Origin of the sequence: Vibrio furnissii CIP 102972 (genome assembly GCF_000176175.1) — a bacterium.
GTDB lineage: Bacteria > Pseudomonadota > Gammaproteobacteria > Enterobacterales > Vibrionaceae > Vibrio > Vibrio furnissii.
Genome location: NZ_ACZP01000018.1, coordinates 184,250 through 197,032, shown reverse-complemented (window position 1 = coordinate 197,032; position 12,783 = coordinate 184,250). Strand labels below are relative to the sequence as shown.

The window sequence follows — 12,783 nt, the reverse complement described above, 5'->3', positions numbered from 1 at the left end:
GATCTTTCTCCAATGTTCCCAGAAACGTTAAACGCGACGTTTCTTAGGTGGACGACAACCGTTATGAGGGATTGGTGTCGCATCAACGATGTTAGTGATACGGAAACCAGCGGCGTTCAGTGCGCGAACAGTAGATTCACGACCTGGACCAGGACCCTTAACCATAACTTCCAGGTTCTTCAGGCCATATTCTTTAGCCATTTCAGCACAACGCTCAGCAGCAACCTGTGCAGCGAACGGAGTTGACTTACGAGAACCACGGAAACCAGAACCACCTGCTGTAGCCCAAGCTAGAGCATTACCTTGACGGTCAGTAATGGTAACGATTGTGTTGTTGAAAGATGCGTGGATATGCGCTACGCCATCAGCAACTTGCTTGCGTACACGCTTACGAGCGCGTGTTGGTTGTTTAGCCATTGTACTCTACCCTTCCCGATTATTTCTTGATCGGCTTACGCGGACCCTTACGGGTGCGAGCATTGGTTTTAGTACGCTGTCCACGTAGTGGTAGACTGCGACGATGACGAAGACCACGGTAGCAACCAAGGTCCATAAGACGCTTGATGTTCATGGAAACTTCACGACGTAGATCACCTTCTACAGTGTATTTAGCTACACCATCACGCAGTTGATTGATCTGATCTTCAGTTAGTTCACTGATCTTAACATGCTCAGCAATACCCACCTCAGCTAGAATAGCTTGAGAGCGAGTTTTACCGATGCCGTAGATCGCAGTCAGTGCGATTACAGCATGTTTCTGATCAGGAATGTTAATGCCAGCTATACGGGCCACTATTCACTCCTAGTACTTTCTATAAAAGAATTAGCCGCAGCAAAGCCCGTAGAGGATACGCTGCGGGATACTACTTCTTTTGCACGCAAAAGGTAGGCCGAGGAATATACTCGACCAACCTTTACTTTTCAAGTAAAAATTTCTGCTTATTAGCCTTGGCGCTGCTTGTGCTTTGGCTCACTGCAAATCACGCGAACGACACCGTTACGCTTGATAACTTTACAGTTACGGCAGATTTTTTTAACGGAAGCACGAACTTTCATTGCTAAACTCCGTAAATCTACTCTGAATGGGCGACCGATTAACGGCCGTAACCCTTCAGATTTGCCTTTTTCAACACAGACTCATATTGATTTGACATCATATGTGTCTGTACCTGTGCCATAAAGTCCATGATTACGACGACTACAATCAGTAGTGATGTACCGCCGAAGTAGAAACGTACGTTCCAAGCGACCATCATGAACTCAGGGATCAGACAGATGAAAGTAATGTATAGCGCACCAGCAAGGGTTAAGCGAGTCATTACTTTATCAATATATTTAGCTGTCTGTTCACCTGGGCGGATACCGGGTACGAATGCACCTGACTTCTTCAAGTTATCTGCTGTTTCACGTGGGTTAAACACCAACGCTGTATAGAAGAAACAGAAGAAAATAATCGCTGCTGCATAAAGCATTACATACAACGGCTGGCCTGGGCTGAGAGCCAAAGACACATCAGTTAGCCAACCGAATGTGCTGCTCTCACCGTTCTGACCGAACCACTGAGCCAGTGTTCCTGGGAACAGGATAATGCTTGATGCAAAAATCGCAGGGATAACACCCGCCATGTTGATTTTCAACGGCAGGTGCGTGCTCTGCGCTGCAAATACTTTACGACCTTGTTGACGCTTCGCGTAGTTAACGACGATTCGACGCTGACCACGTTCCATGAACACAACGAAGTAAATAACAGCAAACGCAACCACTGCGATTAACAGTAGAAGAAGTACATGCAGTTCACCTTGACGCGCTTGCTCGATTGTTTGTCCGATTGCTTTTGGCAATCCAGCAACAATACCTGCAAAAATTAGCAATGAAATACCATTACCAATTCCTCGCTCTGTAATTTGTTCACCTAACCACATTAGGAACATGGTGCCGGTTACTAAACTCACGGTCGCAATTAGCGTAAACATGGTTTGGTTGATAACAACCAGATTGTCGACCATGTTTGGTAGGCCAGTTGCAATACCAATAGCTTGGAAAGTTGCAAGTACAAGCGTGCCGTAGCGCGTATATTGGCTGATCTTACGACGGCCTGCTTCACCCTCTTTTTTGAGTTCCGCTAACGCTGGATGAACTACAGTCAACAACTGAACAACAATCGACGCCGAAATATACGGCATGATGCCCAGTGCGAATATAGATGCACGCGAAAGTGCACCACCAGAGAACATGTTAAACATTTCAATGATGGTGCCTTTTTGCTGTTCGAACAAATCGGCAAGTACAGCAGCGTCAATACCAGGAATCGGCACAAAAGAGCCTGCTCGGAATACTAAAAGCGCACCCACTACGAATAACAAGCGCGACTTCAGTTCACTTAAGCCGCTCTGAGCACTACGAAAATCTTGTCCTGGTTTCTTAGCCATCTGTACCTCAATCCTCGAGATTATTCCTCGATTTTACCGCCTGCAGCTTCGATTGCAGCTTTAGCGCCTTTAGTCACGCGCAGACCTTTTACAGTCACTGCTTTGGTGATCTCGCCAGAAAGAACAACTTTAACAAACTCGATGTTCTTAGTAACGACGTTAGCCGCTTTCAGGCTGTTCAGATCAACTACGTCACCAGTTACTTTCGCTAGCTCAGCTAGACGAACTTCAGCAGACACTAGGCTCTTACGAGAAGTGAAACCGAATTTAGGTAGACGTTGTTTCAGAGGCATTTGACCGCCTTCAAAACCTGGACGAACTTTACCGCCAGAACGAGACTTTTGACCTTTGTGACCACGGCCACCAGTTTTACCAAGGCCAGAACCGATACCACGGCCCAAACGCTTCTTAGAAGGCTTAGAACCCGCAGCCGGTGCTAGAGTATTCAAAAACATTCTGATTACTCCTCAACTTTAACCATGTAGTAAACCTTGTTGATCATGCCGCGCACGCACGGAGTATCTTCAAGTTCTACTGTGTGGTTGATTTTACGAAGGCCTAGACCGCGCAAAGTAGCTTTGTGCTTAGGCAGGCGACCAATTGAGCTTTTAGTTTGAGTTACTTTAATAGTTGCCATGGTGTTCTTACTCCGAAATAGATTCAACAGTCAGACCACGTTTAGCAGCAACCATTTCAGGTGACTTAACGCTTGCTAGTGCATCGATCGTTGCACGAACGATGTTGATAGGGTTCGTAGAACCGTATGCTTTAGACAGAACGTTGTGTACACCAGCAACTTCAAGTACTGCACGCATCGCACCACCTGCGATTACACCAGTACCTTCTGCAGCAGGCTGCATGTAAACTTTAGAGCCCGAATGGCGACCTTTCACCGGGTGGTGAAGAGTACCTTCGTTCAGAGCGATCGTAGTCATGTTACGACGCGCTTTTTCCATTGCTTTTTGGATCGCTGCAGGTACTTCACGAGCTTTGCCGTAACCGAAACCTACACGACCGTTACCGTCACCAACTACAGTCAGTGCAGTAAAGCTCATGATTCGACCACCTTTAACCGTTTTAGAAACACGGTTAACGGCGATTAGCTTTTCTTGCAAATCATTCGCTTGAACTTGTTGTTCTTTAGCCATCTTTCCAACCCTACCTTAGAATTTCAGACCAGCTTCGCGAGCAGAGTCTGCTAGCGCCGCCACTCGACCGTGGTATTGGAAACCAGAACGATCGAATGCAACTACTGTTACGCCTTTTTCAAGCGCACGCTCAGCAACTGCTTTACCAACTGCTTTCGCTGCATCGATGTTACCAGAATATTTCACTTGCTCACGGATCGCTTTTTCTACAGTAGAAGCTGCTGCGATAACTTCAGAGCCATTAGCTGCAATCACTTGAGCGTACACGTGACGAGGAGTACGGTGTACTACTAGGCGAGTTGCACCCAGTTCTGCAATCTTACGACGTGCACGTGTAGCACGACGGATGCGAGATGCTTTCTTATCCATAGTGTTACCTTACTTCTTCTTAGCTTCTTTAGTACGCACATTTTCATCTGCGTAACGAATACCTTTACCTTTGTATGGTTCAGGCGCGCGGTAAGAACGAATGTCAGCCGCTACTTGACCGATGACTTGTTTATCACAACCAGTCAGAACGATCTCAGTTTGGCTTGGACATTCGGCTTTAACACCCGCTGGCAACTCGTGCTCAACTGGGTGAGAGAAGCCTAGGGTTAGACCTACAGCGTTGCCTTTGATAGCAGCACGGTAACCAACACCTTTAAGAACTAGCTTCTTAGTAAAGCCTTCAGTAACACCAACAACCATGTTGTTTACAAGAGCGCGAGCAGTACCTGCTTGAGCCCATGCATTTTCAACACCGTCGCGAGGGCCGAAAGTTAGCTTGTTTTCTTCTTGTGCGATCACTACGCCATTGTGAACAACGCGAGTTAGTTCACCTTTAGCGCCTTTTACAGTGATCTCTTGGCCGTTTAGTTTCACCTCTACGCCAGCTGGAATAGCGACAGGTGCCTTAGCAACACGAGACATTTTCTACTCCTATTACGCTACGTAAGCGATGATTTCACCACCAAGACCTGCTTTGCGAGCAGCACGGTCTGACATCAGACCTTTGGAAGTGGAAACGACAGCAACACCAAGACCGCCCATCACTGATGGCAGCTCGTCTTTCTTCTTGTAAACACGAAGACCTGGACGAGAAACGCGTTTGATTTGCTCGATTACTGGTTTTGCTTGGAAATACTTAAGAGTAATTTCCAGCTCAGGTTTTGCTTCGCTGTCAACAGCGAAGTCAACGATGTAACCTTCAGCTTTAAGTAGTGCAGCAATTGCAACTTTAAGCTTTGAAGAAGGCATTTTAACAGCAACTTTGTTTGCTGCCTGACCGTTACGAATACGGGTCAGCATATCCGAAATCGGATCTTGCATGCTCATAAACTTTACTCCAAATGATTAAGTGGCAATTACCAGCTAGCCTTACGAAGTCCAGGAATCTCGCCTTTCATGCAAGCTTCACGAACTTTGATACGGCTCAGACCGAACTTACGTAGGTAACCGTGTGGACGACCAGTTTGGTTACAACGGTTGCGCTGACGAGATGCACTTGAATCACGTGGAAGAGATTGCAGTGTCAGAACTGCGTTCCAACGATCTTCTTCGGATGCGTTTACATCGCTGATGGTAGCTTTAAGCGCAGCACGCTTTTCAGCGAACTTAGCTACTAGCTTTGCACGTTTTTCTTCACGTGCTTTCATTGATTGTTTAGCCATAACAGTAACCCTTCACCTTACTTACGGAATGGGAAGTTAAAGGCAGCCAGCAGAGCACGGCCTTCCTCATCGTTTGCAGCAGTAGTCGTGATAGTAATATCAAGACCGCGCACACGATCGACTTTATCGTAGTCGATTTCCGGGAAGATGATTTGCTCGCGAACGCCCATGCTGTAGTTACCGCGACCGTCAAAAGACTTAGCGCTAACACCACGGAAGTCACGTACACGTGGAAGAGCGATCGAAATAAGACGCTCCAGAAAATCCCACATGCGTTCGCCACGCAAGGTTACTTTACAACCAATTGGGTAGCCTTCACGAATTTTGAAACCTGCAACAGATTTACGAGCTTTAGTCACCAATGGTTTTTGACCAGAGATGATAGCCATATCAGCTGCTGCGTTTTCTAGTAGTTTCTTATCGTTGATTGCTTCACCAACGCCCATGTTGAGGGTGATTTTCTCAATTCTAGGGACTTGCATGACGCTTGTGTAACTGAACTGTTTGGTCAGTTCAGCGACTACAGACGACTTGTAGTAATCATGCAGTTTCGCCATAGTAGAACTCCAAATTACTTCTAATTAGTTAGAAACGGTTTCGCCGTTAGACTTGAAGAAACGAACTTTCTTGCCGTCTTCGATACGGAAACCGATACGGTCCGCTTTACCAGTAGCTGCGTTGAAAATTGCAACGTTAGAAACATCGATCGCTGCTTCTTGCTCTACGATACCGCCTTGGATACCTAGTGCAGGAACAGGTTTCTGGTGTTTCTTAACAAGGTTGATACCTTCAACGATAACTTTACCAGTTGCGAGAACCTTAGTTACTTTACCTTTCTTGCCTTTGTCTTTACCAGCAAGAACGATTACTTCGTCATTACGACGGATTTTAGCTGCCATTGTATTGCCGCTCCTTACAGAACTTCTGGAGCCAGTGAAACAATCTTCATGAATTTCGCGTTGCGAAGTTCACGAGTCACTGGACCAAAGATACGTGTACCGATAGGTTGCTCAGTGTTGTTGTTCAACAACACACAAGCATTACGGTCGAAGCGAATGACAGAACCGTCTGGACGACGTACGCCTTTACGGGTGCGAACTACCACCGCCTTCAGTACATCACCTTTTTTAACTTTACCGCGAGGAATTGCTTCTTTAACGGTAACTTTGATGATGTCGCCAACGTGGGCGTAACGACGGTGAGAGCCACCCAGAACCTTAATACACATTACGCTGCGAGCGCCTGAGTTATCAGCTGCGTCCAGCATACTTTGCATTTGGATCATGTTAGTGCTCCGCTAAATATTTAAATTAACTAGACCCATCTCGGGTCGGGCTGCCTCTTTAAAGGGACGCGAATTGTATCACCCTTTTTCGAGATTGGGTAGTCAAAAAACAAGCGGCCCCAAAAATAATTGGGGCCGCTTTTTCGTAGGTTTAAGCTAAATTAGATTTTTGCTTTTTCTACTACTTTCACCAATGTCCAAGTCTTAGTCTTGGACAGTGGACGACATTCTGAAATTTCAACTGTGTCGCCAATGCCACACTCGTTGTTTTCGTCATGTGCGTGTACTTTAGTCGTGCGCTTAACGAATTTACCGTAGATAGGGTGCTTTACGAAACGCTCGATAGCAACAGTGATAGACTTATCCATCTTGTCGCTAACAACACGACCTTGTTGGGTACGAATATTGTCGCTCATTATGCGCCCGCCTTCTCAGTCAAAACAGTTTTTACACGTGCGATATCACGGCGTACAGCTTTCAGAGTATGAGTTTGCTGTAGTTGACCAGTTGCAGCTTGCATACGCAAGTTGAACTGCTCTTTAAGCAGATTCAGTAGCTCTGCATTCAGCTCTTCAACGCTTTTTTCGCGTAGATCTAGTGCTTTCATCACATCACCTGTTTAGTTACAAATGTAGTCTTGAATGGCAGTTTACGTGCCGCAAGACGGAACGCTTCACGAGCCAGTTCTTCAGGTACACCATCAACTTCGTACATAACCTTACCAGGTTGGATTTGGGCTACCCAGTACTCAACGTTACCTTTACCCTTACCTTGACGAACTTCTAGTGGTTTTTCTGTGATTGGTTTGTCTGGGAACACACGGATCCAGATTTTACCTTGACGCTTAATGTGACGCGTCATAGCACGACGTGCCGCTTCGATTTGACGAGCAGTTAGACGACCACGGCCAACAGCTTTCAAACCAAAAGAACCGAAGCTTACTTCTGTACCTTTAGCCAGACCACGGTTACGACCTGTATGAACCTTACGGAACTTAGTACGTTTAGGTTGTAGCATCTGTCGACTCCTTACTTACGGCCTTTACGCGGCTTCTTGTTAGGCTTATCAGCCTTTGGCTCTACTGCGTTAGCAGCTGGCATACCGCCCAGAATCTCACCTTTGAAGATCCAAACTTTAACGCCGATTACACCGTATGTGGTGTGAGCCGAAGAAGTTGCGTAATCAATGTCTGCACGTAGAGTGTGTAGAGGCACACGGCCTTCACGGTACCACTCAGAACGTGCGATTTCAGCGCCGCCTAGACGACCGCTTACTTCCACTTTGATACCTTTAGCGCCTAGACGCATGGCATTTTGTACCGCGCGCTTCATAGCACGACGGAACATCACGCGACGCTCTAGTTGAGACGCGATGCTATCAGCCACTAGTTGGCCGTCTAGCTCAGGCTTGCGTACTTCAGCGATGTTAATTTGCGCTGGTACACCTGCGATTTTCGCTACAGCTGTGCGTAGCTTCTCAACGTCTTCACCTTTCTTACCGATAACAACGCCTGGACGAGCAGTGTGAATAGTCACACGGATGCTCTTCGCTGGACGCTCGATAACGATGCGTGAAAGAGACGCTTTTGACAGTTCTTTAGTTAGGAACTGACGTACCTTGAAGTCGCCGTCTAGGTTGTCAGCGAAATCTTTGGTGTTAGCAAACCATGTAGCATTCCAAGGCTTAACGATGCCTAGACGAATACCATTTGGATGTACTTTTTGACCCATTGCTTACTCTCCTAGTCTCTTAGCGATCTGCGACAACCACAGTGATGTGGCTTGAACGCTTCAAGATACGATCCGCACGACCTTTGGCACGAGGCATAATACGCTTCATGACAGGGCCCTCATCTACGAAGATTTTAGCGACACGTAGGTCGTCGATATCAGCACCTTCGTTGTGCTCCGCGTTTGCGATAGCTGACTCAAGAACTTTCTTGATCAGATCAGCAGCTTTTTTGTTGCTGAACGTCAGAACTTCTAGAGCTTGGTCTACTGATTTACCACGAATTAGATCTGCAACTAAGCGAGCTTTCTGAGGCGAAATGCGAGCAAAGTTATGTTTAGCTAATGCTTCCATTATTTACTCCTTAACGCTTCTTAGCTTTCTTATCCGCAGCGTGACCGCGGTAAGTACGAGTTGGTGCAAATTCACCCAGTTTGTGACCGATCATCTCGTCAGTTACAAAAACTGGAACGTGTTGACGACCATTATGGACAGCGATGGTCAAACCGATCATTGTTGGAATGATCATTGAACGACGGGACCAAGTCTTAATAGGCTTTTTGTCTCCGCTTTCCACCGCTTTCTCTACCTTCTTCAGCAAGTGTAGGTCAATAAATGGACCCTTCTTGAGAGAACGTGGCATGGCGATTCCTCTTTAAATAGATTACTTGTTACGACGACGTACGATGTACTTGTCAGTGCGTTTGTTCTTACGGGTTTTGAAGCCTTTAGTAGGCATACCCCAAGGAGAAACAGGGTGACGACCACCAGAAGTACGGCCTTCACCACCACCGTGTGGGTGGTCAACCGGGTTCATTACCACACCGCGAACGGTTGGACGAACACCGCGCCAGCGGCTTGCACCTGCTTTACCCAGTTCACGTAGCATGTGTTCAGCGTTGCCTACTTCACCGATTGTTGCACGGCCTTCAGACAATACTTTACGCATCTCACCAGAACGTAGGCGGATAGTTACATATGAACCGTCGCGAGCAACGATTTGAGCATATGCACCCGCAGAACGAGCTAGCTGTGCACCTTTACCAGGAGTCAGTTCAACACAGTGAACAGTAGAACCCACTGGGATATTGCGCATTGGTAGAGTGTTACCCGCTTTGATCGGTGCATCAACACCAGATTGGATAACGTCACCAGCTTGCATACCTTTTGGTGCAATGATGTAACGACGCTCACCGTCTGCGTACAGAACTAGAGCAATGTTTGCGCTACGGTTTGGATCGTATTCTAGACGCTCAACTTTCGCTGGAACGCCGTCTTTAGTGCGTTTAAAGTCGATTACACGGTAGTGTTGTTTGTGACCACCACCGATGTGACGTACAGTGATACGACCGTTGTTGTTACGACCGCCATTCTTAGAGTTTTTCTCTAGAAGTGGTGCGTAAGGCTTACCTTTGTGTAGGTCAGCGTTAACAACTTTAACTACGTGACGACGACCAGCCGAAGTCGGCTTACATTTAACAATAGCCATTTTTCAACTACTCCTGTTATTCCGCGCCGCCAACAAAGTCAAGATCTTGACCTTCTTTCAAAGTTACGTACGCTTTCTTCACGTCTGAACGACGGCCTTGGCGTAGACCTTGACGCTTGGTCTTACCCTTAATGATAAGAGTATTTACAGACTTAACTTCAACTTCAAATAGCTTTTCTACAGCTGCTTTGATCTCTTTCTTAGTTGCATCTTGTGCTACTTTGAAAACGATAGTGTTCGCTTTCTCTGCAGCCATAGTTGCTTTTTCAGAGATGTGCGGTGCACGTAGAACTTTTAGTAGACGCTCTTCACGGATCATGCCAGCATCTCCTCAACTTGCTTAACTGCAGCAGCAGTCATAAGAACCTTGTCAAATGCGATTAGGCTTACTGGGTCGATACCAGAAACGTCACGCACGTCAACTTTGTACAGGTTACGAGCAGCTAAGAATAGATTCTCGTCTACTTCGCCAGTAACGATTAGTACATCGTTAAGCTCAAGTTCTTTAAGCTTAGCTACTAGCTCTTTAGTTTTTGGTGCTTCAACTGAGAATTCTTCAACAACGATTAGACGCTCTTGACGAACTAGCTCAGACAGAATGCTCTTCATAGCACCGCGGTACATTTTCTTGTTTACTTTTTGGCTGTGATCTTGTGGTTTCGCAGCAAAAGTAACACCACCTGTACGCCAGATTGGGCTACGAATTGTACCAGCACGTGCACGGCCAGTACCTTTTTGACGCCATGGCTTAGCGCCACCGCCAGAAACTTCTGAACGTGTCTTTTGAGCACGAGTACCTTGACGAGCACCTGCTGCGTACGCAACAACTACTTGGTGTACAAGAGCTTCGTTGAACTCACGTCCGAAAGTAGTTTCGGAAACAGTTAGTGCGTTAGCACCTTTAACCATCAATTCCATTACTTACTCCTAGACGTTATGCTTTAACAGCTGGTTTAACGATCACGTTACCGCCAGTTGCGCCAGGGACTGCACCTTTAATCAGAAGCAGATTGCGCTCAGCGTCAACACGTACGATCTCTAGGTTTTGAGTCGTTACACGCTCAGCACCCATGTGACCTGCCATCTTCTTGCCTTTAAACACGCGGCCTGGAGTCTGACATTGACCGATAGAACCAGGAGCACGGTGAGACAATGAGTTACCGTGAGTCATATCTTGAGTACGGAAGTTCCAACGCTTAACAGCGCCTTGGAAACCTTTACCCTTCGATGTACCAGTAACGTCTACTTTCTTAGTTTCGTTGAACAGTTCAACAGTCAGTTCTGAACCAACTTCAAACTCTTCACCGTTTTCCAAACGGAATTCCCAAAGACCGCGACCAGCTTCAACGCCAGCTTTAGCAAAGTGACCTGCTTCAGCTTTGTTTACACGGTTAGCTTTCTTAGAACCAGCAGTTACCTGGATTGCAGCGTAGCCGTCAGTTTCAAGAGTTTTCACTTGAGAAACGCGGTTTGCTTCAACTTCAACAACAGTTACTGGAATAGAAACGCCGTCTTCAGTAAATACGCGGGTCATGCCCACTTTACGACCGATTAGACCAATCATTCTTCTAATCTCCCTTAACCTAGGCTAATTTGTACGTCAACGCCCGCAGCAAGGTCTAGACGCATCAGAGCATCAACAGTTTTGTCTGTTGGCTCAACGATGTCGATTAGACGTTTGTGAGTACGGATTTCGTACTGGTCACGAGCATCTTTGTTAACGTGTGGAGAGATAAGAACTGTGAAACGCTCTTTACGAGTTGGCAGTGGGATTGGACCACGAACCTGTGCGCCAGTGCGCTTAGCTGTTTCAACGATTTCCGCGGTAGAAGCGTCGATCAGTTTGTAATCGAATGCTTTTAGGCGGATACGGATACGTTGGTTCTGCATGAGACAGAGCTCCAATATTAAAAAATTACACAAACAATATCGCCACTCAAACTCGTCGAGACGAGAGAATGCCGATTGATTTATGTGAAACCGTAGCATCCAAGATTAGGACGCATTGTCAGCTAATAGGTGATTAACCTGAACTATCATAACGATAGCGAAAGCTAAATTTTTATTAACTGCGAACATAAGCTGAGTTTACATTACCTAACGAATCGTAAGATTCATCAGCTCCTCGCTGCTCATTGGTTCACAACTGGCTTAACCAGTGCGCTGCATTATACAGATCACATGTTTTCATGCAAGTAGTGTTTGAAAAATAATCGCCTCTCGACTTAAGCAGCTGATTGTTGGTTGAACACAGGCAATAAAAAACGCAGGCAAAATGCCTGCGCTTTGGACTCATACGTCGAATGGCTTATGCCAATGAACGCTGACGCACCGCTTCAAACAAACAGATGCCGGTGGCGACCGAAACGTTGAGGCTCGAGACGCTACCCGCCATTGGGATCTTGATCAGGTCATCACAGGTTTCACGTGTGAGGCGGCGCATGCCATCCCCTTCCGCTCCCATGACAATCGCCAAAGGCCCAGTCAGTTTGCTTTGGTAAATATCGTGTGTCGCTTCACCCGCCGTTCCGACAAACCAGATGCCCTTTTCTTGCAGCGCACGCATGGTGCGAGCCAAATTGGTCACGCGAACCAGTGGCACGGTTTCGGCCGCGCCACACGCAACTTTGCTGACCGTAGCCGTCATTGGCGCAGATTTGTCTTTCGGCACGATGACCGCCGCCACGCCCGCAGCGTCTGCATTACGCAAACATGCGCCGAGGTTATGAGGGTCAGTCACACCGTCCAGCACCAACAGCAAAGGCTGAGGATGCTGAGCAATGATGTCATCCAGGTCGTTTTCATTCAGTTGTTTCGCCGGTTTCACTTTGGCAATCACGCCTTGGTGATTGGCCCCTTGCGCTTTGTCATCCAGCGCTTTGCGGTGCATTTCCTGAATCGAAATCCCCAAACGTGCCAGTTCATTCAGAACCGGCAACAGTCGGTCATCCTGACGACCTTTCAGTACATAGGCTTCCACAAAACGAGCGGGATCGCGCTCAAGAACTGCGTTCACCGCGTGGATGCCATAAATAAATTCGTTACTCATTGT

The 12,783-nt window shown here is 46.9% G+C and carries 26 protein-coding genes; all 26 read right to left on the bottom strand.

The window, feature by feature from the left end:
* Positions 1–27: 27 nt before the first annotated feature.
* Complete coding sequence (rpsK, locus tag VFA_RS19720) at positions 28–417, bottom strand: 30S ribosomal protein S11 (RefSeq protein WP_001118870.1); 390 nt, start codon at positions 415–417, stop codon at positions 28–30.
* A gap of 19 nt (positions 418–436) precedes the next feature.
* Positions 437–793, bottom strand: a complete 357-nt coding sequence (rpsM, locus tag VFA_RS19715; protein ID WP_004728617.1) for a 30S ribosomal protein S13 — start codon at positions 791–793, stop codon at positions 437–439.
* Between the two features lie 149 nt (positions 794–942).
* Entirely contained in the window at positions 943–1,056 is a 114-nt protein-coding gene (rpmJ, locus tag VFA_RS19710; protein WP_000868186.1) for a 50S ribosomal protein L36, read from the bottom strand.
* Between the two features lie 38 nt (positions 1,057–1,094).
* Positions 1,095–2,429, bottom strand: coding sequence for a preprotein translocase subunit SecY (gene secY, locus VFA_RS19705; RefSeq protein WP_004728616.1), 1,335 nt, complete (start codon positions 2,427–2,429; stop codon positions 1,095–1,097).
* 20 nt (positions 2,430–2,449) lie between these two features.
* Entirely contained in the window at positions 2,450–2,884 is a 435-nt protein-coding gene (gene rplO / locus VFA_RS19700; protein ID WP_004728615.1) for a 50S ribosomal protein L15, read from the bottom strand.
* 5 nt (positions 2,885–2,889) lie between these two features.
* The gene (gene rpmD, locus VFA_RS19695) at positions 2,890–3,066 is read right to left on the bottom strand and encodes a 50S ribosomal protein L30 (RefSeq protein WP_000201159.1); all 177 of its coding nucleotides are present in this window, start codon (positions 3,064–3,066) and stop codon (positions 2,890–2,892) included.
* Positions 3,067–3,073: 7 nt separating this feature from the next.
* Entirely contained in the window at positions 3,074–3,577 is a 504-nt protein-coding gene (gene rpsE / locus VFA_RS19690; protein WP_004728614.1) for a 30S ribosomal protein S5, read from the bottom strand.
* A gap of 15 nt (positions 3,578–3,592) precedes the next feature.
* Positions 3,593–3,946, bottom strand: coding sequence for a 50S ribosomal protein L18 (gene rplR, locus VFA_RS19685; RefSeq protein ID WP_004728613.1), 354 nt, complete (start codon positions 3,944–3,946; stop codon positions 3,593–3,595).
* Positions 3,947–3,955: 9 nt separating this feature from the next.
* Positions 3,956–4,489 (bottom strand): 50S ribosomal protein L6, encoded by a 534-nt coding sequence (gene rplF / locus VFA_RS19680; protein WP_004728612.1) that lies wholly within the window; start codon positions 4,487–4,489, stop codon positions 3,956–3,958.
* Positions 4,490–4,501: 12 nt separating this feature from the next.
* Complete coding sequence (rpsH, locus tag VFA_RS19675) at positions 4,502–4,894, bottom strand: 30S ribosomal protein S8 (RefSeq protein WP_004728611.1); 393 nt, start codon at positions 4,892–4,894, stop codon at positions 4,502–4,504.
* Between the two features lie 29 nt (positions 4,895–4,923).
* Entirely contained in the window at positions 4,924–5,229 is a 306-nt protein-coding gene (gene rpsN, locus VFA_RS19670) for a 30S ribosomal protein S14 (protein ID WP_004728610.1), read from the bottom strand.
* 17 nt (positions 5,230–5,246) lie between these two features.
* Complete coding sequence (rplE, locus tag VFA_RS19665; RefSeq protein WP_004728609.1) at positions 5,247–5,786, bottom strand: 50S ribosomal protein L5; 540 nt, start codon at positions 5,784–5,786, stop codon at positions 5,247–5,249.
* A gap of 24 nt (positions 5,787–5,810) precedes the next feature.
* Positions 5,811–6,128 (bottom strand): 50S ribosomal protein L24, encoded by a 318-nt coding sequence (gene rplX, locus VFA_RS19660; protein ID WP_004728608.1) that lies wholly within the window; start codon positions 6,126–6,128, stop codon positions 5,811–5,813.
* Positions 6,129–6,142: 14 nt separating this feature from the next.
* Positions 6,143–6,514: a 50S ribosomal protein L14 gene (gene rplN, locus VFA_RS19655; RefSeq protein WP_004394532.1), complete on the bottom strand. Its 372-nt coding sequence runs from the start codon at positions 6,512–6,514 to the stop codon at positions 6,143–6,145.
* A gap of 161 nt (positions 6,515–6,675) precedes the next feature.
* Positions 6,676–6,930, bottom strand: coding sequence for a 30S ribosomal protein S17 (gene rpsQ, locus VFA_RS19650; protein WP_004728607.1), 255 nt, complete (start codon positions 6,928–6,930; stop codon positions 6,676–6,678).
* Positions 6,930–7,121, bottom strand: coding sequence for a 50S ribosomal protein L29 (gene rpmC / locus VFA_RS19645; protein WP_004728606.1), 192 nt, complete (start codon positions 7,119–7,121; stop codon positions 6,930–6,932). Before rpmC ends, rpsQ begins: the two co-directional genes overlap by 1 nt.
* Complete coding sequence (rplP, locus tag VFA_RS19640) at positions 7,121–7,531, bottom strand: 50S ribosomal protein L16 (protein ID WP_004728605.1); 411 nt, start codon at positions 7,529–7,531, stop codon at positions 7,121–7,123. The genes rpmC and rplP overlap by 1 nt, the downstream gene beginning before the upstream one ends.
* A gap of 11 nt (positions 7,532–7,542) precedes the next feature.
* Positions 7,543–8,244 (bottom strand): 30S ribosomal protein S3, encoded by a 702-nt coding sequence (gene rpsC / locus VFA_RS19635; protein WP_004728604.1) that lies wholly within the window; start codon positions 8,242–8,244, stop codon positions 7,543–7,545.
* 19 nt (positions 8,245–8,263) lie between these two features.
* The gene (gene rplV / locus VFA_RS19630) at positions 8,264–8,596 is read right to left on the bottom strand and encodes a 50S ribosomal protein L22 (RefSeq protein ID WP_004728603.1); all 333 of its coding nucleotides are present in this window, start codon (positions 8,594–8,596) and stop codon (positions 8,264–8,266) included.
* A 10-nt stretch (positions 8,597–8,606) separates the two neighbouring features.
* Positions 8,607–8,885, bottom strand: a complete 279-nt coding sequence (gene rpsS, locus VFA_RS19625) for a 30S ribosomal protein S19 (RefSeq protein WP_004394525.1) — start codon at positions 8,883–8,885, stop codon at positions 8,607–8,609.
* Positions 8,886–8,906: 21 nt separating this feature from the next.
* Positions 8,907–9,731: a 50S ribosomal protein L2 gene (gene rplB, locus VFA_RS19620; protein ID WP_004728601.1), complete on the bottom strand. Its 825-nt coding sequence runs from the start codon at positions 9,729–9,731 to the stop codon at positions 8,907–8,909.
* A 16-nt stretch (positions 9,732–9,747) separates the two neighbouring features.
* Complete coding sequence (gene rplW / locus VFA_RS19615; RefSeq protein WP_004728600.1) at positions 9,748–10,050, bottom strand: 50S ribosomal protein L23; 303 nt, start codon at positions 10,048–10,050, stop codon at positions 9,748–9,750.
* Positions 10,047–10,649, bottom strand: a complete 603-nt coding sequence (gene rplD, locus VFA_RS19610; RefSeq protein ID WP_004728599.1) for a 50S ribosomal protein L4 — start codon at positions 10,647–10,649, stop codon at positions 10,047–10,049. The genes rplW and rplD overlap by 4 nt, the downstream gene beginning before the upstream one ends.
* A 16-nt stretch (positions 10,650–10,665) precedes the next feature.
* A complete protein-coding gene (gene rplC, locus VFA_RS19605) occupies positions 10,666–11,295 on the bottom strand; it encodes a 50S ribosomal protein L3 (RefSeq protein WP_004728598.1) in 630 nt (209 codons plus the stop codon).
* Between the two features lie 14 nt (positions 11,296–11,309).
* Positions 11,310–11,621 carry a 30S ribosomal protein S10 gene (rpsJ, locus tag VFA_RS19600; RefSeq protein ID WP_001181007.1) on the bottom strand — a complete coding sequence of 104 codons (312 nt, stop codon included), beginning with the start codon at positions 11,619–11,621 and terminating at the stop codon, positions 11,310–11,312.
* Positions 11,622–12,039: 418 nt separating this feature from the next.
* The gene (gene rlmB, locus VFA_RS19595; protein WP_004728597.1) at positions 12,040–12,780 is read right to left on the bottom strand and encodes a 23S rRNA (guanosine(2251)-2'-O)-methyltransferase RlmB; all 741 of its coding nucleotides are present in this window, start codon (positions 12,778–12,780) and stop codon (positions 12,040–12,042) included.
* Positions 12,781–12,783: the final 3 nt, after the last annotated feature.

Excerpts from the sequence above, each read along its gene's own strand:
- rpsQ (WP_004728607.1), bottom strand. The coding sequence starts at position 6,930 with ATGAGCGACAATATTCGTACCCAACAAGGTCGTGTTGTTAGCGACAAG.
- secY (WP_004728616.1), bottom strand. The coding sequence starts at position 2,429 with ATGGCTAAGAAACCAGGACAAGATTTTCGTAGTGCTCAGAGCGGCTTA.
- rplP (WP_004728605.1), bottom strand. The coding sequence starts at position 7,531 with ATGCTACAACCTAAACGTACTAAGTTCCGTAAGGTTCATACAGGTCGT.
- rpsS (WP_004394525.1), bottom strand. The coding sequence starts at position 8,885 with ATGCCACGTTCTCTCAAGAAGGGTCCATTTATTGACCTACACTTGCTG.
- rpsE (WP_004728614.1), bottom strand. The coding sequence starts at position 3,577 with ATGGCTAAAGAACAACAAGTTCAAGCGAATGATTTGCAAGAAAAGCTA.
- rlmB (WP_004728597.1), bottom strand. The coding sequence starts at position 12,780 with ATGAGTAACGAATTTATTTATGGCATCCACGCGGTGAACGCAGTTCTT.
- rplR (WP_004728613.1), bottom strand. The coding sequence starts at position 3,946 with ATGGATAAGAAAGCATCTCGCATCCGTCGTGCTACACGTGCACGTCGT.
- rpsN (WP_004728610.1), bottom strand. The coding sequence starts at position 5,229 with ATGGCTAAACAATCAATGAAAGCACGTGAAGAAAAACGTGCAAAGCTA.
- rplB (WP_004728601.1), bottom strand. The coding sequence starts at position 9,731 with ATGGCTATTGTTAAATGTAAGCCGACTTCGGCTGGTCGTCGTCACGTA.
- rplF (WP_004728612.1), bottom strand. The coding sequence starts at position 4,489 with ATGTCTCGTGTTGCTAAGGCACCTGTCGCTATTCCAGCTGGCGTAGAG.
- rplC (WP_004728598.1), bottom strand. The coding sequence starts at position 11,295 with ATGATTGGTCTAATCGGTCGTAAAGTGGGCATGACCCGCGTATTTACT.
- rplN (WP_004394532.1), bottom strand. The coding sequence starts at position 6,514 with ATGATCCAAATGCAAAGTATGCTGGACGCAGCTGATAACTCAGGCGCT.
- rpmJ (WP_000868186.1), bottom strand. The coding sequence starts at position 1,056 with ATGAAAGTTCGTGCTTCCGTTAAAAAAATCTGCCGTAACTGTAAAGTT.
- rpmC (WP_004728606.1), bottom strand. The coding sequence starts at position 7,121 with ATGAAAGCACTAGATCTACGCGAAAAAAGCGTTGAAGAGCTGAATGCA.
- rpsC (WP_004728604.1), bottom strand. The coding sequence starts at position 8,244 with ATGGGTCAAAAAGTACATCCAAATGGTATTCGTCTAGGCATCGTTAAG.
- rpsJ (WP_001181007.1), bottom strand. The coding sequence starts at position 11,621 with ATGCAGAACCAACGTATCCGTATCCGCCTAAAAGCATTCGATTACAAA.
- rpmD (WP_000201159.1), bottom strand. The coding sequence starts at position 3,066 with ATGGCAACTATTAAAGTAACTCAAACTAAAAGCTCAATTGGTCGCCTG.
- rplX (WP_004728608.1), bottom strand. The coding sequence starts at position 6,128 with ATGGCAGCTAAAATCCGTCGTAATGACGAAGTAATCGTTCTTGCTGGT.
- rplV (WP_004728603.1), bottom strand. The coding sequence starts at position 8,596 with ATGGAAGCATTAGCTAAACATAACTTTGCTCGCATTTCGCCTCAGAAA.
- rplW (WP_004728600.1), bottom strand. The coding sequence starts at position 10,050 with ATGATCCGTGAAGAGCGTCTACTAAAAGTTCTACGTGCACCGCACATC.
- rplO (WP_004728615.1), bottom strand. The coding sequence starts at position 2,884 with ATGTTTTTGAATACTCTAGCACCGGCTGCGGGTTCTAAGCCTTCTAAG.
- rpsH (WP_004728611.1), bottom strand. The coding sequence starts at position 4,894 with ATGAGCATGCAAGATCCGATTTCGGATATGCTGACCCGTATTCGTAAC.
- rplE (WP_004728609.1), bottom strand. The coding sequence starts at position 5,786 with ATGGCGAAACTGCATGATTACTACAAGTCGTCTGTAGTCGCTGAACTG.
- rpsK (WP_001118870.1), bottom strand. The coding sequence starts at position 417 with ATGGCTAAACAACCAACACGCGCTCGTAAGCGTGTACGCAAGCAAGTT.
- rplD (WP_004728599.1), bottom strand. The coding sequence starts at position 10,649 with ATGGAATTGATGGTTAAAGGTGCTAACGCACTAACTGTTTCCGAAACT.